The organism is Aurantiacibacter gangjinensis (assembly GCF_001886695.1).
GTDB classification, from domain to species: Bacteria; Pseudomonadota; Alphaproteobacteria; order Sphingomonadales; family Sphingomonadaceae; genus Alteraurantiacibacter; species Alteraurantiacibacter gangjinensis.
This window is the reverse complement of the sequence record NZ_CP018097.1, coordinates 2,275,786-2,297,021: the sequence shown is the minus strand read 5'-3', so window position 1 is coordinate 2,297,021 and position 21,236 is coordinate 2,275,786. Positions and strand designations below refer to the sequence as shown.

Here is a 21,236-nt window from a genome sequence, read left to right as displayed (position 1 = left end):
AGCCAGCGTTTACTGCGCGTAAAAGAAGCGCTCTTCCGCGACCTTCCCATCACGCACGGTATAAACGCCTGTCTCTGACATCTTGTGGCGCTCGCCTTCCATGGTCACATCCATGTGGTAGTTGATGGCGAACTCGTCACCATTGACGAAGGGGCCTTCCATCTTCTCGTCATGGACCTCGGTGTTCGCTTCCCACCATGCGTGCTTTTCCAGCAGGGCTTGGCGACCCTGCAGATGTGACATGGGCCCATCGCCAGGCTCGCGGCTGACGATGTCGTCTGCTCACATGGCCTGGTAATCCTCGCGGCGGTCATCGCGCACGGCGTTGTAGAAATCCTGGGCAAAGCTCTCGATCGACATAACGCTCTCCTCAAACATGCGACCCGGCTGGCCCCATGTTTAAAGCATAATTATGTCGGCAGGAAGTACGCGCCTCAGCGGTTGAAAAGGCCGCGCACCCAGTCGGTGAAGCGAGCGAGTAGGGAGGGGCTGTCGTAACCGCCGCCCGTTTCCACTACATCGCGATCCTTTACCAGCTTCGCGCGCAGGCTGTTCTGGCTGCCTTGCGGCGCAAGGCGTGTCACCCGGCCGCGTGGATTATTGGCGTACATGAAGGCGTAGCCGTCCATGCTGTCTTCGTCCTCATCATAGGTTTCGACATTGGACGGTTCTTCAACGCCATATTCTTCCGAGGGCGCATATTCTTCCTCCGCTGGCGCGGCGAATTCATCGGGATGCGCTTCTGCAGCGACCGGTTCCGGAACGGCCTCGGCCTCGTCGGCGACTGTCGACCAATCGACGGTGTCGGTTTCCGGCGCTGTGGAATCGGCTTGTTCGTCGGTCTGCCATTCATCTTCGGCCGCCAGCTCCACGGGCTCGGTTTCGGTCTCGTCGAACGCGGCGGGCTCCTCAAAGACCGCTTCTTCCGGCTCCGGACCGTAATCATCGGCCCCAATCGACTGTGGCGCGTCGTGCTCGGCCTGCTCTGCCGGCAGATCGGCGACGGGCGTCGGCTCTTCCTCGGCCGTCTCTTCCATCGGTTCGGTAGGCTCGACCGGTGCGGGCTCCTGCATTCGCTCTTCCGGCACCTCGAGCGGCATCTCGCCCATGGCGGACATGCGCTCGAACAGGGACGGGCGTGGTGGAGTGGCAGGAGCCATGTCGTCTTCCGCCCAAGCATCATCCGCTGAAGCCTCGCGCATCTCCTCGACGGGCTCTTCGGGGATAGGAGCATCCTGCATTGCGGACGCTTCCACCGGCGGCTCTTCGTCGGTCGAGTGCTCGTCGATGGCAGGCACGGGAATCTCGGTAAATTCGGCCTCGGGGGTCTCCGCGACCGGCTCTTCGTCAAAGGTCTCGACCGGTTCGGCCGCAGCCTCGGCGTCTTCGGCGACCGGCTCGTGAAGCTCGGCCGGCTCGTTCGAGGCCATCTCGTCGTCCGATAGAACGGGCAGCGTCGGGAAAATCCGCGTCTCTTCGTGGAAGCCGTCTTCGAGCGCCTGCGCCTGCATGGCCTCGTCTTCGGGGGGGAGACCTGAACGGCCCTCGGTCATCTTCAGCACCTCTTCGGCGCTGGGGATGTCGTAATCCTCGTCCGACAGGGTGCTTTCGTCTTCGACGCCCATGTCTTCCGCGTCGTCTTCCTCGCTTATAGGGGCCAGACCGAGAAGGCTGCTGGGGCGCGCTTCCTGTGCGGGCCGCTCGGCGCCGAGTATGTCCGCCTGCGCATCTTGGAACATGGCGTGGGCCTTTGCCAGCTCTTCAGGATCGAGCACCAGCACGGGCTTTTTCTTGAACTTTTTGGGAGCGCCGAGACCGGCGAGGCTGCCATACGCATCGTTCGCCGCGCCCTGCAGGGAAGCGGTCGACGCGGCACCATCGGTGCGAAGGGCGGAAGAGGTTGCGTGGCCCATGTGACCCTCTTGTGGCCCGGTTTGGTGCAATCGATATAAAGAGGGATGGTTAAAGGTGCGTTAGTTTTTGGGTCGGGGTTCAGCCTTCCACCAGTGTCGCGAGATCGAGCCAGCGTTCTTCGGCTTCGTCCTTCTCGGCGCGCGCGAGTTCCAGGCTCTTGCTGATGCGGGCAAAGCGATCGGGGTCTCTGGCATAGAGATCGGGATCGGCCAGCGCGGTTTCGCCTTTCGCGATCAAACCTTCCAGCTCCTCGATCCGCGCAGGAAGCTGCTCGTAATCGCGCTGGTCCTTGTAGCTCAGCTTGGTCGGATCTTTCGGTGGCGGGGGAGGGGGCAGTGCGGGTTCGGCGCCGGCGCTGGCATCCTTTTCCGCTTTCCTCGCAGGCCGCTTCTTGCGCTTGGCTTCCCAATCCTCATAGCCGCCCGCCACGATATCCACGCTGCCGCTGCCATCGAGGCCGAGCGTGACGGTGACAGTCCGGTCGAGGAAATCGCGGTCGTGGCTGACGATGAGGACGGTGCCTTCATAGTCGGCAATCACTTCCTGCAGGAGGTCGAGCGTTTCGAGGTCGAGATCGTTGGTCGGCTCGTCCAGCACCAGCAGGTTGGATGTGCGGGCAAACTCGCGCGCCAGCAGCAGACGGCTGCGCTCCCCGCCGGAGAAGGTGCCAATCTTCGCGTCGATCAGCGACGGATCGAACAGGAAATCCTTGAGGTAAGCCTGCACATGCTTCCTGTGCCCTCGCACATCGACCCAATCGCCGCCTTCCGCCAGCACTTGCCGCACGGTCATTTCGGGCTGCAACAGCGCGCGCTGCTGGTCGATCATCACGCCCGATAGCGTGCGCGCATGGGTCACGGTGCCGCTATCGGGTTCGATTTCCTTGGTGAGCATCTTCAACAGCGTGGTCTTGCCCGCGCCATTGGCGCCCACGATGCCGATCCGGTCCCCGCGCTGGATGCGCAGCGAGAAGGGCTTAATGATGGTGCGGCCATCGTAGGACTTGGCGATATCCTCCGCCACGATGACGGACTTGCTCTTGAAGTCCTCGTCGCTCGCCAGCTTGAGCTTGGCGGTGCCGCCGGGCGAAATCATCGCCGCACGCGCCGCGCGCATTTCCCAGAGTTTCTCTAGGCGGCCCATGTTCCGCTTGCGCCGCGCGGTGACGCCGCGTTCCAGCCAATGCGCCTCGATCTTCAGCTTGGCATCAAGCTTTTCCGCCGCGCGCGCTTCCTCGGCATACACCTGCTCTTCCCATGCCTCGTACCCGCCGAACCCCACATCCTTGCGCCGCAGCGCGCCGCGATCCAGCCACAGGGTCGAGCGGGTCAGGCGTTTCAGGAAGGTGCGGTCGTGGCTGATGACTATGAACGCGCCCTTGTAGCGGGTCAGCCAGTCTTCCAGCCAGTCGATCGCGGAAAGGTCGAGGTGGTTGGTCGGTTCGTCCAGCAGCAGCAGATCCGGGTCGAGCGCCAATGCGCGGGCGATGGCAGCGCGGCGACGCTCGCCGCCGCTAGCGCCGGCGGCAGGCGTGGTCATGTCGATGCCCAGCTGGCCGGCAATGCTCTCGACCGAATATTCGGGCGGCGGGTTCTCGCCCGATAGCGCGTAATCCATCAACGTGGCGAAGCCGTCGAAGACAGGCTCCTGCTCCAGCCACACGATATTGGTGTGCGGCTTCTGCTTGCGCAGCCCGCGATCCGCCTCGATCTCGCCTGTGATCAGCTTCAGCAGCGTGGTCTTGCCCGCACCGTTGCGACCGATGAGCGCGAGCCTGTCGCGCGGGCCGATATGCAGGTCCAGTCCATCGCCGTTGGCGGGGTCGCCGAAGAGCCAGCGACCGCCCTGTTGCAGGCCAAGCCCTTCCCAGCTGAGTATCGGTGGTTCCGCCATGGTGAGCGGGCAGGTAGGCGCGCACGGCGCAGCTGGCAAGGAACGGCTTTCGCAGCCAGTGCGTTTACCCTTCAAACCGCCGCTCCCGGCGCGAGAAGGACCGAACCGATGTTGCGCTATGCCTTGCCTGCGATTGCTGCTGCCGCATTCTCCCAGCCCGCCCTGGCCGATGTGGAAATCATTTCCGAAGGGCCGGTTATTGCCCTTTCGATCACCGAAACCGTCAATCAGGCGCCCGATATCGCCAATCTTTCCGCTGGTGTGACGACGCTCGAGCCGACGGCTGTCGGAGCGATGCAGGCCAATGCGCGCCAGATGGAGCGGGTAATCGAGCGGCTGGAGCGGCTGGGCATCGACCGTGACGACATCCAGACCAGCGGCATCAATCTCAATGCCGAATATCGTTGGGAAGGGCCGGAAAACCGGCAGATATTCAATGGCTACCGCGTAATGAACCGTGTGAGCGTGACCTTGCGTGAAATCGACCGTGCGGGCGAAGTGCTCGATGCGCTCGTCGCAGCCGGCGCGACCGACATTGGCGGGATCGGCTGGGCTGTGGAAGACGACAGTGCCGCGCGCGAACAGGCGCGCAGTGCAGCGTTCGCAACCGGCATGGAGCGGGCCCGCGCCTACGCGCAGATGGCAGGCTATGGCAATGTACGGTTGCTGGAAGTGTCCGAAGTCGTTGGGCCGGGCAGGCCGATGGTAATGACCGAGCAAATCGTCGTCACCGCCGCGGCGCGCGCCGATGTTCAAACGCCCGTGCGGCCCGGTCAGGTGCAATCCGGCGTGACCGTAACCTTCACCTACGAGATGACCCGATGACCCTCCTCATGTGGATCTGGCTGAACCTACGGGGTTGAGAACATTCACTCCTTGTTCAATGCTGTGGGTTTAGGCACACAGCCATCATGCACCGCGTCCGTTCTCTCCTTGCCGCTCTGGCCCTGTCCGCCGCTGCCTCGATGGCGCTGGCGGATGTGCCTGCGCTCGCGCAGCAGGATCCGGGCCGCGGCGACCAGCGTGCCGCGCGCGAGGAAATGCAGGCGGGCCGTGCCCTGCCGATCCGCGATATTGAGCGGCGCGTCATCCCGCGTATGCGCGAGAGCGATGAATATATCGGCTTCGAATACGACGCTCGCGCGCAGGCCTATCGCCTGAAGTTCATCCGCGACGGACGCATGATCTGGGTCGATGTGGACGCGCAGACTGCCCGCATCATCCGCGTTTCGCGCTGATCTGGCGCACGCTCGCCTCTATCCTCTCCCCATCGGAAACCGCAGCATCGGTTGACGCGTTCATGTTGCGAGCGCAACAGGTTTGCGCATGACCAAGGCAGGGATGAGAGACCAATATGCGTATCCTGATCGTCGAGGATGAACCCACCCTCGGCCAGCAATTGAAATCCACGCTGGAAAGCAATGGCTATGCGGTGGACCTGTCTACCGATGGCGAGGACGGCCATTTTCTCGGAACTACAGAGGAATACGACGCCGTCGTGCTCGATCTCGGCCTGCCGGAGATCGACGGGCTGACGGTGCTTGGCATGTGGCGCAAGGAAGGCCGCAAGTTCCCCGTACTGGTGCTGACCGCGCGTGACTCTTGGTCCGACAAGGTTGCCGGGCTCGATGCCGGTGCCGACGACTACCTCGCCAAGCCTTTCCAGACCGAAGAACTGATCGCCCGCCTGCGCGCGCTGATCCGCCGTGCCTCCGGCAATGCCAGCAGCGAATTGACGGCTGGCGATGTGCGCCTCGACACCCGTTCGGGCCGCGTCACGCTGGCGGGAGAGCCGGTGAAGCTGACCGCGCAGGAATACAAGCTGCTAAGCTACCTGATGCATCACAAGGGCAAGGTGGTGAGCCGGACGGAATTGATCGAGCATATCTACGATCAGGACTTCGACCGCGATTCGAACACGATCGAAGTGTTCGTGACCCGCATCCGCAAGAAACTTGGCGCAGACGTCATCACAACTATCCGTGGCCTCGGTTACAGCCTCGACGACCCCGACGACGCCCCCAGAGAGTGAGGACGTCACCGGCGCGCCCGCTGCCATAGCGGCAACGTCGACATCTTCCGTGCAGGAGGAGGTCGCGGCCATAGCGTTGCGCCATACGGGCAGCCTGTCGCGGCGCATGATGATGATCGCGGCGGGCTGGATCATGGCCCTGCTGCTGCTGGGCGGCTTCGCGCTGGACCGCGCCTTGACGGGCCTCGTCTCGCGCCAGTTCGACGACCAGCTGGCCATCACGCTCAACGCCATGGTGCTGTCGTCCGAGCTCGATCCGTTCGGCGATGTGCGTTTCAACCGTATCCTTGGCGACCAGCGTTTCCTGGAGCCGAACAGCGGCTGGTATTGGCAGATCAATGGCGAGGAGACGGTTCCCTATCCCTCCCGCTCGCTATGGGACGAGCGCCTGGATATTCGCGAGGGCGAATATCGCGACGGACCGGTCTTTTACGATGCCGTCCAATTCGAAACGCCGGAAACCCTGCGCATGGCGCAGCGCACGGTCGGCATTCCCGGAAGTGACGATGAGTGGCAATTTGTCGTCGCGGCGAGCCGGGTGGAGCTGGACCAGCAGATCGCCGACATCCGCGCCATCCTTGCATGGTCTTTCGCCATTCTGGGCATCGGCCTGTTGCTGATGGCGGCTGCGCAGACATGGTACGGGCTCGGCCCGCTGCGCCGCGTACGCCGCGCCATTGCCCGCATCCGCACCACCGGCACCAACCGCGTCACCGATCCGCTGCCGCTGGAAGTGCAGCCGATGGTGGACGAGCTCAACATGCTGCTGGAACATTCCGAGAGGCAGGCCGAGGAAGCGCGTACCCATGCAGGCAATCTCGCCCATGCGCTCAAGACTCCGCTGACCGTGGTGACGAACGCCGCCAGCGCCTCCAGCCCCGACCTCGACGAGACCGTGTTGCGCGAAGCGGCAGTGATGCGGCGGCAGGTCGATCACCACCTTGCTAGGGCGCGCGCCGTGGGCCGCCGCGCGGTGGGTCTGTCGCGCACCAATGTGATGGAAGCGGCCGAGGCGGTGGAACGCGCCGTGTCGCGTCTCTATCTCCACGTCCGCTTCGACATGGACGGCAACCGCGAGGCGGAAGTCGCCATCGAGCGGCAGGATCTCGACGAATTGCTCGGCAACCTCATCGAGAACGCCGCGAAATATGGCGGCGGCAGCGTGTTCGTGACGATCGATCCCGATCCGGAGGCGGAGCTCTGCGCCATCCTTGTCGAGGATGACGGCATGGGCATCCCCGAAACGCAGCGCACGGCCATATTCGGGCGCGGCGCACGGCTGGATACCGGCAAGCCGGGCACCGGCCTTGGCCTCTCCATCGTGCGCGACGTGGCGGAGATTTACGGCGGCAGCGTCAGCCTGTCCGAAAGCGAAGACCTTGGCGGGCTGATGGTGACGCTGGAACTGCCACGCGCCGGCGCCGAGGCCACTTAGTCGCCCGCCGCGCGGCGATGGTGACGGATCACCTCGTCGATAATGAAGCGCAGGAATTTCTCGCTGAATTCCGGATCGAGATTGGCTTCTTCCGCCAGACGGCGCAATCGCGCGATCTGCTGTTCTTCACGCCCCGGATCGGCGGGCGGCAAGTGGCTGCTTGCCTTGTATTCGCCCACCGCCTGCGTGATGCGAAACCGCTCTGCCAGAATGTGCACCAACGCCGCGTCGATATTGTCGATGCTGCGGCGAAAGCCATCGAGCACGGGGTCTGACTGGTGGTGTTCCATGATGGGCGCGGTCTCTTGCGGTTGCGTTATGCTGCAAGCGCACAATGCGGACCAAATGCGCGCTTGCCAAGCGGTGAGTGCATCCCCAAAGACATTGGCATGAGCGACAATGTCGTCCCCATCAAACGCGCCAGCAACGATGCGCCGCCCACGCTGACGCCGATCCTGTCGCTGACGGCAACGCCGATGAATGCGGTAAACGCCATCATCCTCGACCGGATGCAGAGTGAAATTCCGCTGATTCCGGCGCTGGCGGGTCACCTGATCGCAGGTGGTGGCAAGCGTATGCGCCCGATGCTGACGCTCGCCGGGGCCGAGGTGGTCGGATACCAAGGCACGCGCCACCACAAGCTGGCAGCTGCGGTCGAGTTCATCCACACCGCCACCCTGCTGCATGACGATGTGGTGGATGGCAGCGAGATGCGGCGCGGCAAGTCCGCCGCCAATATCGTATACGGCAACCCCGCCACCGTGCTGGTGGGCGATTTCCTCTTCAGCCGTGCGTTCGAGCTGATGGTGGAGGATGGCAGCTTGAAAGTGCTGAAAATCCTCTCCGGCGCCAGCGCGATCATCGCGCAGGGCGAGGTCGACCAGCTGACAGCGCAGCGCAAGATCGAAACGAGCGAGGAACGCTATCTCGACATAATCGGAGCGAAAACCGCCGCCCTCTTTGCCGCCGCGAGCCGCATTTCCGCCGTGGTGGCCGAGAAGGACGAAGCCGAAGAGCTGGCGCTTGATGCCTATGGCCGCAATCTCGGCATTGCCTTCCAGCTGGTGGACGATGCGATCGATTACGATTCCGACGCTGCCGAAATGGGCAAGGATCGCGGTGACGATTTCCGCGAAGGGAAGATGACGTTGCCCGTCATCCTCGCCTATGCGCGCGGAAACGAGGAAGAACGCCGTTTCTGGCAAGACGCCATTGCCGGTTTCGCGAATGAGGACGCCGATCTGGCACACGCGGTGGAGCTTATCCGCAAGCATGATTGCGTCACCGCCACGCGCGATCGGGCGCGGCATTACGCTCAGCGGGCGTGCGATGCGTTGTCGATCTTCCCCGATTCCGCGGCGCGCCGGGCGATGGTCGAGGCCGCGCAGTTCGCCGTGGCGCGGGGGTATTGACGGCAGCGGTTTCCTACACGTTGTCGGGATGTCACACAGCGAGATTATGATCGCGCAAAACCTTCCAAAAATCTCTGGCAGAGTGTCAACTTCGCAAGATTGGCGTAACCAGCTGAACAGAAACAAAAAATCAACCTCCAACGGCATTGTCACGATGTCAACTTTGTCAAGTTGATTACTGGCCGTCGTGAGCGCTGACCTTCCCATCCATGCCGTCCTGCCGCACCTGCTCGCCGCATTGCGCGATGGCAGCAGCGCCGTGCTTGTCGCGCCGCCGGGTGCGGGCAAGACCACTGCTGTCGCGCCCGCCTTGCTTGGGGAGGAATGGTGCAGCGGACAAATCATCATCACCAGCCCGCGCCGTGTCGCCGCAGGCGCAGCAGCGGAACGGATGGCGCAGATGCTGGGCGAGAAGGTCGGAGAGCGGGTCGGCTATCTTACCCGCCTCGACAGCCGCAAAGGCAGCCGCATCAATGTCGTGACCGAGGCCATTCTGGTGAACCGGCTGCTGGAAGACCAGGAATTGGCTGGCGTGTCCGCCATCCTGTTCGATGAAGCGCATGAGCGGCATCTCGACAGCGATCTCGGCCTCGCGCTGGCGCTCGAGACGCAAAGCGTGCTGCGCGAAGACCTGCGCATCTGCGTCATGTCCGCCACCATCGATGGCGCGCGCTTTGCCGACGTCATGGGCGCGCAAGTGCCCGTTATCGAGAGCGAGGGGAAGGCATGGCCGCTGCGGCTGGAATGGCTCGGCGCTTCGCCGGAAAAGCGCATCGAGAATGCGATGACGTCCGCGATCCTTACTGCCTGGCGGGAAGAAGAGGGGGACATTCTCGCCTTCCTGCCCGGCGTCGGCGAGATCGAACGGACCCGCGAGCGTTTGCAAGAGCGCCTGCCGCAAACGCCTGTCCTGCCGCTCCACGGGCAAGTGCAGCCTGCAGACCAGCGCGCCGCCATCCGTCGCGATGCGGAAGGCCGCAGACGCATCGTGCTGGCGACGAGCATCGCCGAAACCTCGCTGACGCTGGAAGGCGTGTCCGTCGTTGTCGATAGCGGACTTGCGCGGCGCGCCGAGTTCGACCGCGCGGCGGGCACCACGCACCTTGTTACGCAGCGCGCCAGCCAAGCGGCGTCCGCACAGCGCGCTGGGCGTGCAGCGCGCCAAGGGCCGGGCGTCGCTTACCGATTGTGGGAAGAGGGCGGCCATGCGGGCAGGCCTGCCTATGACGCGCCTGAAATGCTCACGGCAGACCTCGCGCCCCTCGTGCTCAGCCTGGCGAAGTGGGGTTTGACTGACCCTGCCAGCCTGCGCTGGCTCGATACCCCGCCCGAAGCAAGCGTGGCTGCCGCGCGCCATTCGCTGCGTAGTATGGGTGCGCTGGATGAGAGCGGTGCCGTTACGCCATGGGGCGAGGCCATCGCGCAGCTGCCGATGGACCCGGCATCTGCTGCCACCGTGCTGTTCGGAGCGCTGGCGGGCGATGGCCTGAGCTCGGCGCGGCTTGTCGCCTTGATGCAGGAGCGGGGTTTAGGCGGACGCGGCGAGGATTTGATGGCTCGGTTGCAGAAATGGGCAAGCGATCGCTCACCGCGCGCGAGGGCAGCGGAGCGACTGTCGGAAGGCTGGGCGAAGAAGGCGCAATCCATCGTGTCAGACTGGCCTGCACCGAAGGGACAAAGCCTAGCGCACGCGGCTTCACCGGCTGTTTGCCTCGCCCTCGCGCGTCCCGACTTCATCGCTCGCCGGCGTGATCCTTCGGGTGAAAGCTGGCAATCGGCAGGCGGTCGCGGTCTTCAGCTCGACCCCGCATCCTCGCTGGCGCGCGCCGAATGGCTGGTCATCGCCGATGCACAGGGGCAAGCAAAGGGTGCGCGGATTACCGCAGCAGCGGAACTGTCGCGCGAAGAGGTGGAGCAATATCTTCACGATCAAATCGAAGAGCGGACGATAGCGCGATGGAATAACGCCGAAAATCGAGTGGAGGCTCGTCGGGAGCGGCGGCTGGGCGCAATCACGTTGGCAAGCGGGCCCGCCCCCGATCCCGACCCGCAGGCGTTTGTGGATATCCTTGTGGAAAAGGCGGTGGACCGATTGGGGACATTGCTGCCCGACGGCCTGCTGGCGCGTGCCCGCTTCGTCGGGATCGAAGCGCTTTCCCAAGAAGCGTTGGCAGCGCGGGCCGAGGAGTGGCTTGCACCACTGCTGAACGGCAGGCGTAATCTCGACATCGCGCCGGACCGGTTCGCCGATGCAGCGCTCGGCTTGCTGGACTGGGAGGAAAGGCAGCGGCTGGACACGTCCGCACCGCGCAATTTCACTAGCCCAGCCGGCACCACGCACTCCATCGACTACACCGGCGATGATGCGCCAAGCGTAGAAGTGCGCGTGCAGGCTCTGTTCGGGCTGGAGCGGCATCCGATGATCGGCAGCACGCCACTCCTGCTCAAGCTGACCAGTCCTGCCGGACGCCCCATACAGGCAACGCGCGACCTGCCCGGTTTCTGGCGCGGCAGCTGGGCCGATGTTCGCAAGGACATGAAAGGTCGCTACCCGAAGCATCGCTGGCCGGAGGAGCCGTGGGCAGAAAAGCCGAGCCTGAAGACGAAGAACGCCTTTTCAAAAGGCGGCGGTTGAATTATCCGGCTGCCCCATGACCGAAGCTCGCATTTTCAAACGCCCACAATCCGCCATGCAATCTGGCAAGGCGCGCACCGATGAGTGGGTGCTGCAATTCGTTCCGGCAGAGCGCGAGCAGCACGATCCGCTGATGGGGTGGACCGGCAGCGGCGATACGCGCCAGCAGGTGCAGCTGACTTTCGAAAGCTGCGATGCTGCCCAAGACTATGCGAAGAAGCACGGCATCGCCGCGCGCATTCACCAGCCGCCGGTCAAGAAATTGAAAATTCAGGCTTACGCCGACAATTTCCGCTGATCTTCGAGAAGAGGGACTAGTCCTCGCTGTCTCGCAAGGTGATAGTACCCGCTTCGTAGGCAGCGCGGCAATCGCTGGCGTCTTTCATCCGGTCCTCCTCCAGCGTCTTGCTGGCCATGGCGGAGCCCTCGAAGCGCGGATCGTCGCATTCGCCATCATTGGCCCACGTTGAGCTGTCGTCGCCGAAATCCACGGCGGTATCGGACATGGCCACCTCGCCAGGCTCGCCGGTATCGGCGGAAGTGTCATCCTCGGCCGGGGCAGCGGGTGCGGCTTCTGGACGAAGCGTTGCTGTGCCGTCGAGGAATGCCGCCCTGCAATCCGTGGCGTCTTTCATCAGGTCGACATCGTTGACGATCGGGTTGGTGCCCGGCCCCTGGAAGCGCGGATCGTCGCATTCGTCGTCATTCGCCCATTGCGAGCTATCGTCGCCGAAATCGATCTCTTCGGCCGCGGCAAGCAGCTCTTCGTTCGGTCCACCGCATGCGGTCAGCATGGCGGCAGAAACGCAGGCGGCGATGATGGTTCTGGTTGGCATTGTATGATCCCTCCGTTGATTGGAGAGGCGAAAATGCGCAGCCTGCTTGGGCCTTGCAAAACCACGGATGTGGCATCATATGCGGCGTGGGAGTCGGGTGGACGTTCGCGTTTGCTCACCGGGTCAGGTCCGGAAGGAAGCAGCCCAGGTAAATGGCAGCGGGTCGCTCGGCTCCTATTTCAACCGATCATTTTGGTTTGCCGTTCGGCTTACCCGTCTCCGCAGCTTGGCGGTCGGCCAGTTCCTGCTGCAGGTCGAACTGGATCGGGCCGGGTTGCGCGGGCTGTCCCACCAAATCGCTGCGCCCGACAGGGTCGCCGACCCATTGTGCGCGACCCTCCGCAACGGCGGTGCGGCAATCGCTGGCATCGCCGCCGATGGCGCTGTCCATGCGCATGACGATCATGTCGGACGTGGCAAAGCGCATGTCATCGCATTGCCCGTCGCCCGCATTGGGGCCGGAATCGTCGCCGTAATCGAGATCGGCTTGCGTCGCGGGTTCGTTGAACAGCGCATTATACCGCACCGACGGCCCCCGGAAGCGCCCGCGCAAGCCTTCGGCCACGCGGTAGAGACGCTGGCAGTCACTCGCATCGCGGCCCATGTCGCTGGCGGACAGCATCCGCCCAGCAGCCGGCCCGGTAAAGCGCGGATCGTCGCAGGTATCGTTGAAAGCGCGGCTGGAACTGTCGTCGCCGAAGACGATGCCGCCCTCAGGGCCGTCGCGCGGGACCAGGATCAGGAACAGAAGAGCGAGCGGCAGGATGGCAAAGCCTGCATAGATCGTCCATCGCCGCCATGCGGGGCCGTTTTTGACATCGTCGTGGTCATAGAGCCATTTGGGTATCGCCATTTGCGGACCCTATCGCAGAATCGCTTGGGCGAAACTCCCACAACAATGGCAGCGCAAATGGGCAAAGCGGCCAATGGCTGGCTGACAAGCGCGCGGCGAACGCCTAGCTTGCGGGCAATGAGCGATTCCCCGGACGATACAGATACGCCGCCCTGGACAAGCGAAGGCGCAGGCGAGGGTGACGAGGCCGCCGAAACGCAGCCCAGCGCCGCTGAGCTTGAAGCTGCCGGGCAGGATTCGATGTTCGGTGAGCCTGTTGGCGACGAGGCAGAGCCGCCGGTGCCAGCCACGCCCGCACCGGAAAAACCATCTGCAATCGAAAGCGCGCCCGTCGCGCCTTTGCCCGATGCCTCTCAGCCCTATCGCGTGCTGGCGCGCAAATACCGTCCGCAGACCTTCAGCGAACTGATCGGGCAGGAGCCGATGGTTCGCACGCTGGGCAATGCGATCGAGCGTGACCGGCTGGCCCATGCCTTTCTGATGACCGGCGTTCGCGGGGTCGGCAAGACCTCCACCGCGCGCCTGATCGCCAAGGCGCTCAACTGCATCGGACCCGATGGCAATGGCGGGCCGACCATCGACCCATGCGGCGTGTGCGAACCCTGCGTCGCCATCGCGGAAGGCCGCCATATCGATGTGATCGAGATGGACGCGGCCAGCCATACCGGCGTAGACGATGTGCGCGAAATCATCGAAGCGGTGCGCTATGCCGCTGTGTCGGCGCGCTACAAGATTTACATCATCGACGAAGTCCACATGCTATCGCGCAATGCTTTCAATGCCTTGCTCAAGACACTTGAGGAACCGCCCGCGCATGTGAAGTTCCTCTTCGCTACCACCGAAGTCGACAAGCTGCCGGTCACCGTCCTCAGCCGCACGCAGCGTTTCGACCTGCGGCGCATCCCGCGCGAATTGTTGCAGGAGCACTTCGCCAATATCTGCGCGAAAGAAGGTGTCGAGGCTGAGGACGAGGCGCTCTCCATGATCGCGGCGGCGGCAGAAGGCTCTGTGCGCGATGGCCTCTCCATTCTCGACCAGGCGATCGCCCATGCGGACATGGATTCCAGTGAGTCTGGCACGATGGTGCGCGCTGCCAAGGTGCGCGACATGCTGGGCCTTGCCGACAAGGGTGCGCAAAGGCGGCTGTTCCAGCATATCCTTGAAGGTGATCCGCAGGCCCTGCTGGCCGCCGTCGACGAGCAATATGCGCTGGGGGTGGAGCCGCTCGCTTTGCTGCGCTCCCTCATGGAATTCGCGCACCGCATCGCCGTGACGCAAGTGGGCGGCGGCGAGGCCGATGCCCCCACGCAGGAGGAGCGCGAGGCGCTGGGCGAATGGGCGCAGAAGCTTTCGCCGGGACAAGTCCATCGCCTGTGGCAATTGCTGCTCAAAGGTTATGACGAAGTCCGCACTGCGCCCGATCCGCTGGTTGCCGCGCAAATGGCGCTGCTGCGCGTGCTGCATGCTAGCGACCTGCCCGATCCGGGCAAGCTGGCGAAGATCGTGAAGGATGCCGCCATGTCCGGCGCCGCGGCGGCGGCGACTTCAGGTGGCAGCGCGGGCGGGGCACCGCAGGCATTGAACTGGGCGGACGTGGTGAACCGGGTCGACAATTCGCACCTGCCCAACGCCATGTCGCTCGCCACCAGACTGCGCATGCAGGTGCGGGTGATCGAACTGTCGCCGGGCAAACTGGTGTTCGCGCAGCCGGACGGGTTCGATGACGATATCGCACCGGAAATCCGCCAGGCCTTGCTGGAAGTCACCGGCCAGCGCTGGGAAGTCACCAAGGGCGATGGCGAAGCGCAGCCCACTTTGGTCAAGCAGGACGAGGCAGCGCGGCAGGCCGAGAAAGACCGCATGGAAGCGCATCCGCTAATGCAGGCCGTGCGCGCGCAATTTCCCGATGCCAAGCTGGTCGAACCGACCGAACCCCCGCGAGGCCGCGAGGACTGGAGCAAGCGGGCCTAGGAATTGCCGCTCGTGGTGAGCTTGTCGAACCACAAAATGCGCACCATTTCGTGCCATAGCCAACGCGGGACGAACCAATGGAGACAGCACAATGCAGAACATGGAAGAAATGATGAAAGCCGCGCAGGAAGCGGCGGCTAAGATCCAGCAGCAGATGAACGATGCGCAGGTGAAGCTGGACGAAATCGAGGTCGAAGGCAGCGCGGGCGGTGGCCTCGTGAAAGTGCGCGCCAGCGCCCGTGGCCGCATTATCGGCGTCGCCATCGACGACAGCCTGATGAAGCTGGAAGAAAAAGCCATCCTCGAAGACCTCGTCACTGCCGCCTTCAACGACGCGCGCGACAAAGCCGACCGCAAGGCGGGCGAACACATGGCGGAGATGCAGTCCGGCCTCGGCCTGCCACCGGGGTTCAACCTGCCCGGCATGGGGTGAGGTTGACGCGGCGCAAAAACGGAGACGCGAAGATGGCAACGCAGACAAGCCCCGATCCGAGCGGTATCGATGCCGATATTCGGGCCAGCGTGTCCGAGGAAGAATGGGCAGTCCGCATCGATCTTGCGGCGGCCTATCGATTAGTCGCGCTCTACGGTTGGGACGACCTGATCTTCACACATCTTTCGGCGCGCGTGCCCGGGCCGGACCACCATTTTCTCATCAACCCCTACGATATGATGTTCGAGGAGATCACGGCATCCTCTCTGGTGAAAATCGACGGGGAAGGGCAGCCGGTCATTCCTACCGATCACCCGGTCAATCCCGCAGGTTTCGTCATTCATTCCGCGCTTCACATGAATTGCGAGAATGCCCACGCCGTGATGCACCTGCACACGCCGGACGGCCAGGCAGTAAGTGCCATGGCCGATGGTCTCATGGAACATACGCAAACCGGCATGATCGCGCGCAGCGACATCGCTTATCACGACTATGAAGGGATCGCGACCGACACGGAAGAACGCGAGAGGCTGGTTGCGGACATGGGCGACAAGCACGCCATGATCCTGCGCAACCACGGAACGTTGACGATCGGCAAGAGCGTCGCCGAATGTTTCTTGCGACTCTATTTCTTGGAACGTGCCTGCGAGGCGCAGGTCAAGATGCTCAGCGCGGGCCGCGACGGGCTGAACACGCCGCCACAAGGCACACCGGAAAAGGTGAAGGAACAGGCTGCCCCGGGGTCTTTTGCGACTCTTGCGCAGCGGCTTGCCTGGCCCGCCTTGCTTCGCAAGCTCGATCGGTTGGATCAGAGTTACAAAAGCTAGGCCTGTGCCTGCTGACAGCACAATCCCCACCTAATCCTGCGCCCCCGTTGCAGGGCAAGGCGGCCGCCCCCATATCGGCGGTCATATGACCGAAGAACCCAAAGTCACCGCTTACCCCCTCCTCCCGCTGCGCGACATCGTCGTGTTTCCCGGCATGACCGTCCCGCTCTTCGTGGGCCGCGACAAGTCGGTCGCCGCGCTCGAAGCGGCAATGGAGAACGACAAGGAAATCGTGCTGCTCGCTCAGCTCGATCCGGCCTGCGACGATCCCGAGGCGGACGATCTCTACGATCTCGGCGTGGTGGCACAAGTGCTGCAGATGCTGAAGCTGCCCGATGGCACGGTTCGCGTTCTCGTAGAAGGGCAGCGGCGCGTGCGTATGACCGAGATGCGCACTGCCGATGGCTATGTGATGGCGCAAACTGAAGACGTCTCCGAAACGACGGCAAGCGGTAATGAAGTCGCCGCGATGATGCGCAGCGCGCTTGGCCAATTCACCGAATATGCGAAGTCGAACAAGAAAATGTCCGACGAGCTGGAAGCCGAGCTCGGCGCGATCGACGATGCCGGCGCTCTGGCTGACGCGATAGCGGCCAACCTGTCCGCCACAGTCGATGCCAAGCAGCAGCTGCTCGCAGAAAGCGATGCGCTGAAGCGGCTCGAGATGGTCTATTCGGTGATGGAGGGCGAGCTTTCCGTCCTGCAGGTGGAGAAGAAGATCCGTGGCCGTGTGAAGCGGCAGATGGAGAAGACGCAGCGCGAATATTACCTCAACGAGCAGCTGAAGGCGATCCAGACCGAGCTGGGCGGCGAGGGCGAGGATGGCGACGAACTGGCCGCGCTTGCCAAGCAGATCGAGGAAACCAAGCTTTCCAAGGAAGCCAAGGCCAAGGCCGAAAGCGAGCTGAAAAAGCTGCGCTCCATGCAGCCTATGAGCGCCGAAGCGACTGTTGTGCGCAACTATCTCGACGTGCTGCTGGGCCTGCCTTGGGGGAAGAAGAGCAAGGTCAAGAAGGACATCAAGAAAGCGCAGGAGATCCTCGATGCGGATCACTACGCGCTGGAGAAAGTAAAAGACCGGATCATCGAATACCTCGCCGTGCAGGCGCGCACTAACAAGCTCAAAGGTCCGATCCTATGCCTCGTCGGCCCGCCCGGCGTGGGCAAGACCAGCCTTGGCAAGAGCATCGCCAAGGCGACCGGTCGCGAGTTCATCCGCCAGAGCCTTGGCGGCGTGCGCGACGAAGCCGAGATTCGCGGCCACCGTCGCACCTATATCGGCAGCCTGCCGGGCAAAATCGTGTCGAACCTGAAAAAGGCCGGCACCAGCAATCCGCTATTCCTGCTCGACGAGATCGACAAGCTCGGTCAGGATTTCCGCGGCGATCCGGCATCGGCGTTGCTGGAAGTGCTGGACCCCGAACAGAACAACAAGTTCCAGGACCATTACCTAGAGCTGGATATCGACCTGTCGGACATCATGTTCGTAACCACGGCGAACAGCCTCAACCTGCCGCAGCCGCTGCTGGACCGGATGGAGATCATCCGGCTGGAGGGCTATACGGAGGACGAAAAGGTCGAGATCGCCCAGCGCCATCTCATCGCCAAGCAGGTGAGCGACCACGGCCTGAAGGAAGGCGAGTTCACGCTGACCGAGGAAGCCTTGCGCGACCTTATCCGTTACTACACCCGCGAGGCGGGCGTGCGTACGCTGGAGCGCGAGATTGCGCGGCTGGCGCGCAAGTCCCTTCGCAAGATACTCGAAAAGGAAACCGACAGCGTCACCATCACGCCGGACAATCTCGGCGAGTTTGCCGGTGTGCGCAAATTCCGTCATGGCATGAGCGATGACGAGGCGCAGATCGGTGCGGTCACGGGCCTTGCCTGGACCGAGGTGGGCGGCGAATTGCTGACTATCGAAAGCGTCACCACGCCGGGCAAGGGCGAGGTGAAAACCACCGGCAAGCTGGGCGAGGTGATGAACGAGTCCGTCGCCGCCGCCTTCAGCTTCGTCAAAGCGCGCGCGCCTGCCTATGGCATCAAGCCGAGCATCTTCGGCCGCAAGAATGTGCATATTCACTTGCCCGAAGGCGCGGTGCCCAAGGACGGGCCCAGCGCCGGTATCGGCATGGTGACCTCCATCGTCTCGACGCTCACCGGCATTGCCGTGCGATCCGACGTCGCAATGACAGGCGAAGTCACGCTGCGCGGCCGCGTGCTGCCGATCGGCGGTTTGAAGGAAAAGCTGCTGGCGGCATTACGCGGTGGGATCACTACCGTGCTCATCCCGGAAGAGAACGAGAAAGACCTCGCCGAGATTCCGGACAATGTGAAACAGGGGCTGGAAATCATCCCCGTTGCCCATGTCGATCAGGTGCTGGAGACCGCGCTCACAAGCGTGCCGGCAGCGATCGAGTGGACTGAAGCGGACGACCTTGCCAGCCAGCCACAGGGGCAGGGCGCGGGTGATCCATCGCCTACTGCCCATTGAAGCGCGTCATAAAGTGACAGTCAGGCGGCGAGGGCGCATAACTTTCTTTATGTTGGGCGCGCCAAACATTCGCCCTGCCATAAAAAAGCACGTGCGTCCGCCGCTTTGCCTTTGACAGGGCGGGGAAAAGGCGCTCAACCTGCGCGCCTTCGCCGGGTGATTCACAACGGATACCCGGTCGCCAATTTCTAGTGAGGGGGTTCTCCAAAAAATGAACAAGAACGAACTGATCGGTGCCGTCGCGGATTCCAGCGGACTGTCGCGCAACGATGCGACGAAGGCTGTCGAAGGTGTGTTCGACACGATCACGAAGACGCTTTCCAAGGGCGACGAAGTACGCCTGGTCGGCTTCGGCACCTTCTCCGTTGCCAAGCGCAAGGCCAGCACGGGCCGCAACCCGCGCACGGGTGAGCCGATGACGATCAAGGCCTCGACCCAGCCGAAGTTCAAGGCCGGCAAGGGTCTGAAGGACGCTGTCAACTAAGCTTCGATTGAATCCTGCCGGTTTAGGCCGGTGAGAGACAAAGGGCCGCCCGGTGGGAGCGGCCCTTTTTCGTATCGGCTCAGTCCGCGGCGGGACGGGTGGCGATCGCATATAGCGCGATGGCACCTGCATTGGAGACGTTGAGGCTCTCCATCGCATTGCTGATTGGCAGGCGGCACAGCGCATCGCAATGCTGCGCGACATTGTGGCGCATGCCTTCGCCCTCTGCGCCCAGCACCAGCGCAATCGGGCCGGAGGGCAGGCACTCGGCCAGCGTCCCGTCGGCTTCTCCTGTAAGACCGAGGCGCCAGTAACCGGCCTCCGCCATATCCTCCAGCGCCCGCGACAGGTTTACCACGCGCACCCATGGCACCACCTCGAGCGCACCGGATGCGGATTTGCCGATCACCCCACCTTCCGGCGGGGCATGGCGATCCTGCGTCACGATGGCGGCAGCGTTGAACGCTGCGGCAGAGCGCAGCAGCGCGCCGACATTGTGCGGATCGGTCACCTGATCCAGCACGACGATGGGCCGCGTCCGGTCGCCGGTCAGCACCTCGTCCAGATGCAGGTCATTCAATGGCTCGCATTCCAGCACCAGACCCTGATGTGGCGCATCCTTGGCAACGAGCCTCGCAAGATCCGCCACTTCGGCGCGCTCCAGCGGAAAGTCGGGCGGCAGGTCTCCATCGAGCGAGGCCAGACCTTCCAGCGTCGCCCACAGCTTGCGGTGTCGGCGGCGAGGGTTTTTCAGCGCAGCTTCGACGGCATGACGCCCCCACAGGCGCGTATATCCCTTAGTTCCGCGCCCCGATCCGCGCCCGCCCTGCATCCGGCCGGCGCGCCCGCGCAGTGCTCTTTTGTCCTTACCCTTGGCCATGCCTGGTGCCTTTTTGCAAAACTTTGCTGTCCAATTTGGCGCGCTGTGCCACCGGCCCCATTGACAGGCAAGCGGTGCTTCGCCAAAGGGGCGCCTCTCGGCTGGATGGAGCCTCTGTCAAGGTTCCGCCAAAAGCAGGCGAAAGCCCTTTCCGGCAACGGTGTGGACAGGTGGCCGAGTGGTTAAAGGCAGCAGACTGTAAATCTGCCCGCGCAAGCGTACGCTGGTTCGAATCCAGCCCTGTCCACCACCCGGAACTGAATTATTCGCGCTTCGACTTCCGGCAGGAACGACGCTCGCATCGAACCAGCGTTTTCGCGCGCAGCGCGAACAGCTGGTTCGGAGTCGTAGCGAAGCGAAGACGGCCGGAGCGAAGCGCAGGCCAATCCAGCCCTGCACGCACGCTCGGCATTATACTACCGCCGCCCAATCCCCTCGCGCAGAAACTCGTTCGCAATTGCCGAAATGCGCTCGGCATTGTCCTCGTCGGACCACACCGAATAGCGCAGGCCGAGAAAGACGTTCATTCCCATCAAGGCCCAAGCGTGCGCCTCTTCCAACCCTTCGCGGAACTCCCTGTCCGCAGCGCCACTGCGCAACCGGTCCATGATGCGTGCGGCGGTGCTTTCATAATGGGCACGGAAACTTTGCGGATCGACGAATTCGGACTCGTCGATAATGCGGTAGATTTCCTTGTTCTCGCTGGCGAATTCGAGAAATGCCCGCAGCGCCGCCTGCTCGATGGCGAAAGCCGTATCAGCTTTGGCAATGGCAGAGCCTGCGCGTGATGCCACCTGTCCGCTCATATCCTGCACAAGGGCGCGGAAGACCGCATCCTTGCTGTCGAAATAGGTATAGAAACTGCCCAGCGCAGTGCCTGCTCGCCGGGTGATCCCGCTGATCGAGGCGTCGTGAAAACCTTTTTCCCCGAACTCCTTGGCGGCTGCGTCCAACAGCTTGCGCAGCGTCTGCCGGCCACGCTCCGTGCGCGGGATCTTGTCTATTGCCGAGGGGGCGGATGAGGGGGCTTGCGACGATGCCATGCTGTCACCGCTAACGGCTTTCCACGCATACCGCAAAGTTAAAAGTTGAAAGATGGTTCAACTTTCAATAAAGCTGCAGCCAAGAACATATGAGAGA

At 63.2% G+C, this 21,236-nt stretch carries 20 protein-coding genes, 1 tRNA gene and 1 other RNA gene; 14 read left to right on the top strand and 8 right to left on the bottom strand.

Annotated elements, in window-relative coordinates; genetic code table 11:
* Positions 1-9 precede the first annotated feature (9 nt).
* From BMF35_RS11175 to BMF35_RS11165, 3 genes are all read right to left on the bottom strand, one after another.
* Positions 10-273: a SnoaL-like domain-containing protein gene (locus BMF35_RS11175; RefSeq protein ID WP_335622571.1), complete on the bottom strand. Its 264-nt coding sequence runs from the start codon at positions 271-273 to the stop codon at positions 10-12.
* A gap of 161 nt (positions 274-434) precedes the next feature.
* The gene (locus tag BMF35_RS11170) at positions 435-1,913 is read right to left on the bottom strand and encodes a hypothetical protein (RefSeq protein ID WP_047006001.1); all 1,479 of its coding nucleotides are present in this window, start codon (positions 1,911-1,913) and stop codon (positions 435-437) included.
* 79 nt (positions 1,914-1,992) lie between these two features.
* Entirely contained in the window at positions 1,993-3,807 is a 1,815-nt protein-coding gene (locus tag BMF35_RS11165) for an ABC-F family ATP-binding cassette domain-containing protein (RefSeq protein ID WP_047006000.1), read from the bottom strand.
* A gap of 108 nt (positions 3,808-3,915) precedes the next feature.
* Here BMF35_RS11165 and BMF35_RS11160 point away from each other — a divergent pair, with 108 nt between their 5' ends.
* The 4 genes from BMF35_RS11160 (at position 3,916) to BMF35_RS11145 (ending at position 7,274) form a co-directional block, all read left to right on the top strand.
* Complete coding sequence (locus tag BMF35_RS11160; RefSeq protein ID WP_047005999.1) at positions 3,916-4,632, top strand: SIMPL domain-containing protein; 717 nt, start codon at positions 3,916-3,918, stop codon at positions 4,630-4,632.
* Positions 4,633-4,718: 86 nt separating this feature from the next.
* Positions 4,719-5,045 (top strand): hypothetical protein, encoded by a 327-nt coding sequence (locus tag BMF35_RS11155; RefSeq protein WP_047005998.1) that lies wholly within the window; start codon positions 4,719-4,721, stop codon positions 5,043-5,045.
* A gap of 116 nt (positions 5,046-5,161) precedes the next feature.
* Positions 5,162-5,839 (top strand): response regulator transcription factor, encoded by a 678-nt coding sequence (locus BMF35_RS11150; RefSeq protein WP_047005997.1) that lies wholly within the window; start codon positions 5,162-5,164, stop codon positions 5,837-5,839.
* A 106-nt stretch (positions 5,840-5,945) separates the two neighbouring features.
* Positions 5,946-7,274 (top strand): sensor histidine kinase, encoded by a 1,329-nt coding sequence (locus tag BMF35_RS11145; RefSeq protein ID WP_082115639.1) that lies wholly within the window; start codon positions 5,946-5,948, stop codon positions 7,272-7,274.
* Here BMF35_RS11145 and BMF35_RS11140 read toward each other — a convergent pair.
* Positions 7,271-7,564: a chorismate mutase gene (locus BMF35_RS11140; protein ID WP_047005995.1), complete on the bottom strand. Its 294-nt coding sequence runs from the start codon at positions 7,562-7,564 to the stop codon at positions 7,271-7,273. The two genes, BMF35_RS11145 and BMF35_RS11140, sit on opposite strands and share 4 nt — an antisense overlap.
* Before the next feature lie 99 nt (positions 7,565-7,663).
* Between BMF35_RS11140 and BMF35_RS11135 the strand changes: the two genes are divergently transcribed.
* From BMF35_RS11135 to BMF35_RS11125, 3 genes are all read left to right on the top strand, one after another.
* A complete protein-coding gene (locus tag BMF35_RS11135) occupies positions 7,664-8,686 on the top strand; it encodes a polyprenyl synthetase family protein (RefSeq protein WP_047005994.1) in 1,023 nt (340 codons plus the stop codon).
* A gap of 187 nt (positions 8,687-8,873) precedes the next feature.
* On the top strand, positions 8,874-11,321 hold the full coding sequence (gene hrpB / locus BMF35_RS11130) for an ATP-dependent helicase HrpB (protein ID WP_047005993.1): 2,448 nt from the start codon (positions 8,874-8,876) through the stop codon (positions 11,319-11,321).
* Positions 11,322-11,337: 16 nt separating this feature from the next.
* A complete protein-coding gene (locus BMF35_RS11125; protein ID WP_047005992.1) occupies positions 11,338-11,619 on the top strand; it encodes an ETC complex I subunit in 282 nt (93 codons plus the stop codon).
* A gap of 16 nt (positions 11,620-11,635) precedes the next feature.
* Here the strand turns inward: BMF35_RS11125 and BMF35_RS11120 are convergent, their stop codons facing one another.
* Complete coding sequence (locus BMF35_RS11120; protein ID WP_052765925.1) at positions 11,636-12,157, bottom strand: hypothetical protein; 522 nt, start codon at positions 12,155-12,157, stop codon at positions 11,636-11,638.
* Between the two features lie 86 nt (positions 12,158-12,243).
* Between BMF35_RS11120 and ffs the strand changes: the two genes are divergently transcribed.
* An RNA gene (ffs, locus tag BMF35_RS11115) (signal recognition particle sRNA small type) lies at positions 12,244-12,338 on the top strand.
* 6 nt (positions 12,339-12,344) lie between these two features.
* On the opposite strand, the gene BMF35_RS11110 is transcribed toward ffs, so the two are convergent.
* Positions 12,345-13,010 carry a hypothetical protein gene (locus BMF35_RS11110; protein WP_052765924.1) on the bottom strand — a complete coding sequence of 222 codons (666 nt, stop codon included), beginning with the start codon at positions 13,008-13,010 and terminating at the stop codon, positions 12,345-12,347.
* Positions 13,011-13,127: 117 nt separating this feature from the next.
* On the opposite strand from BMF35_RS11110, the gene BMF35_RS11105 reads away from it, so the two are divergent.
* The 5 genes from BMF35_RS11105 (at position 13,128) to BMF35_RS11085 (ending at position 19,216) form a co-directional block, all read left to right on the top strand.
* Positions 13,128-14,981, top strand: coding sequence for a DNA polymerase III subunit gamma/tau (locus tag BMF35_RS11105; protein ID WP_047006541.1), 1,854 nt, complete (start codon positions 13,128-13,130; stop codon positions 14,979-14,981).
* A gap of 91 nt (positions 14,982-15,072) precedes the next feature.
* Positions 15,073-15,414 (top strand): YbaB/EbfC family nucleoid-associated protein, encoded by a 342-nt coding sequence (locus BMF35_RS11100; protein ID WP_047005991.1) that lies wholly within the window; start codon positions 15,073-15,075, stop codon positions 15,412-15,414.
* Positions 15,415-15,446: 32 nt separating this feature from the next.
* Positions 15,447-16,241: a class II aldolase/adducin family protein gene (locus BMF35_RS11095; RefSeq protein ID WP_047006540.1), complete on the top strand. Its 795-nt coding sequence runs from the start codon at positions 15,447-15,449 to the stop codon at positions 16,239-16,241.
* A gap of 85 nt (positions 16,242-16,326) precedes the next feature.
* Positions 16,327-18,732, top strand: coding sequence for an endopeptidase La (gene lon, locus BMF35_RS11090; protein ID WP_047005990.1), 2,406 nt, complete (start codon positions 16,327-16,329; stop codon positions 18,730-18,732).
* A 211-nt stretch (positions 18,733-18,943) separates the two neighbouring features.
* On the top strand, positions 18,944-19,216 hold the full coding sequence (locus BMF35_RS11085) for an HU family DNA-binding protein (RefSeq protein ID WP_047005989.1): 273 nt from the start codon (positions 18,944-18,946) through the stop codon (positions 19,214-19,216).
* A gap of 79 nt (positions 19,217-19,295) precedes the next feature.
* Here the strand turns inward: BMF35_RS11085 and BMF35_RS11080 are convergent, their stop codons facing one another.
* On the bottom strand, positions 19,296-20,096 hold the full coding sequence (locus BMF35_RS11080; protein ID WP_047005988.1) for a TrmH family RNA methyltransferase: 801 nt from the start codon (positions 20,094-20,096) through the stop codon (positions 19,296-19,298).
* A 164-nt stretch (positions 20,097-20,260) separates the two neighbouring features.
* Here BMF35_RS11080 and BMF35_RS11075 point away from each other — a divergent pair.
* A tRNA-Tyr gene (locus tag BMF35_RS11075) sits at positions 20,261-20,346 on the top strand.
* A gap of 166 nt (positions 20,347-20,512) precedes the next feature.
* Here the strand turns inward: BMF35_RS11075 and BMF35_RS11070 are convergent.
* Positions 20,513-21,139: a TetR/AcrR family transcriptional regulator gene (locus BMF35_RS11070; protein WP_047005987.1), complete on the bottom strand. Its 627-nt coding sequence runs from the start codon at positions 21,137-21,139 to the stop codon at positions 20,513-20,515.
* Between the last annotated feature and the right edge of the window lie 97 nt (positions 21,140-21,236).

Coding starts and splice junctions, on each gene's coding strand:
- BMF35_RS11080 (WP_047005988.1), bottom strand. CDS start 20,096: ATGGCCAAGGGTAAGGACAAAAGAGCACTGCGCGGGCGCGCCGGCCGG.
- lon (WP_047005990.1), top strand. CDS start 16,327: ATGACCGAAGAACCCAAAGTCACCGCTTACCCCCTCCTCCCGCTGCGC.
- BMF35_RS11095 (WP_047006540.1), top strand. CDS start 15,447: ATGGCAACGCAGACAAGCCCCGATCCGAGCGGTATCGATGCCGATATT.
- BMF35_RS11135 (WP_047005994.1), top strand. CDS start 7,664: ATGAGCGACAATGTCGTCCCCATCAAACGCGCCAGCAACGATGCGCCG.
- BMF35_RS11085 (WP_047005989.1), top strand. CDS start 18,944: ATGAACAAGAACGAACTGATCGGTGCCGTCGCGGATTCCAGCGGACTG.
- BMF35_RS11120 (WP_052765925.1), bottom strand. CDS start 12,157: ATGCCAACCAGAACCATCATCGCCGCCTGCGTTTCTGCCGCCATGCTG.
- BMF35_RS11160 (WP_047005999.1), top strand. CDS start 3,916: ATGTTGCGCTATGCCTTGCCTGCGATTGCTGCTGCCGCATTCTCCCAG.
- BMF35_RS11155 (WP_047005998.1), top strand. CDS start 4,719: ATGCACCGCGTCCGTTCTCTCCTTGCCGCTCTGGCCCTGTCCGCCGCT.
- BMF35_RS11145 (WP_082115639.1), top strand. CDS start 5,946: ATGATGATGATCGCGGCGGGCTGGATCATGGCCCTGCTGCTGCTGGGC.
- BMF35_RS11070 (WP_047005987.1), bottom strand. CDS start 21,139: ATGGCATCGTCGCAAGCCCCCTCATCCGCCCCCTCGGCAATAGACAAG.
- BMF35_RS11105 (WP_047006541.1), top strand. CDS start 13,128: ATGAGCGATTCCCCGGACGATACAGATACGCCGCCCTGGACAAGCGAA.
- BMF35_RS11125 (WP_047005992.1), top strand. CDS start 11,338: ATGACCGAAGCTCGCATTTTCAAACGCCCACAATCCGCCATGCAATCT.
- BMF35_RS11140 (WP_047005995.1), bottom strand. CDS start 7,564: ATGGAACACCACCAGTCAGACCCCGTGCTCGATGGCTTTCGCCGCAGC.
- BMF35_RS11150 (WP_047005997.1), top strand. CDS start 5,162: ATGCGTATCCTGATCGTCGAGGATGAACCCACCCTCGGCCAGCAATTG.
- BMF35_RS11170 (WP_047006001.1), bottom strand. CDS start 1,913: ATGGGCCACGCAACCTCTTCCGCCCTTCGCACCGATGGTGCCGCGTCG.
- BMF35_RS11165 (WP_047006000.1), bottom strand. CDS start 3,807: ATGGCGGAACCACCGATACTCAGCTGGGAAGGGCTTGGCCTGCAACAG.
- BMF35_RS11110 (WP_052765924.1), bottom strand. CDS start 13,010: ATGGCGATACCCAAATGGCTCTATGACCACGACGATGTCAAAAACGGC.
- BMF35_RS11100 (WP_047005991.1), top strand. CDS start 15,073: ATGCAGAACATGGAAGAAATGATGAAAGCCGCGCAGGAAGCGGCGGCT.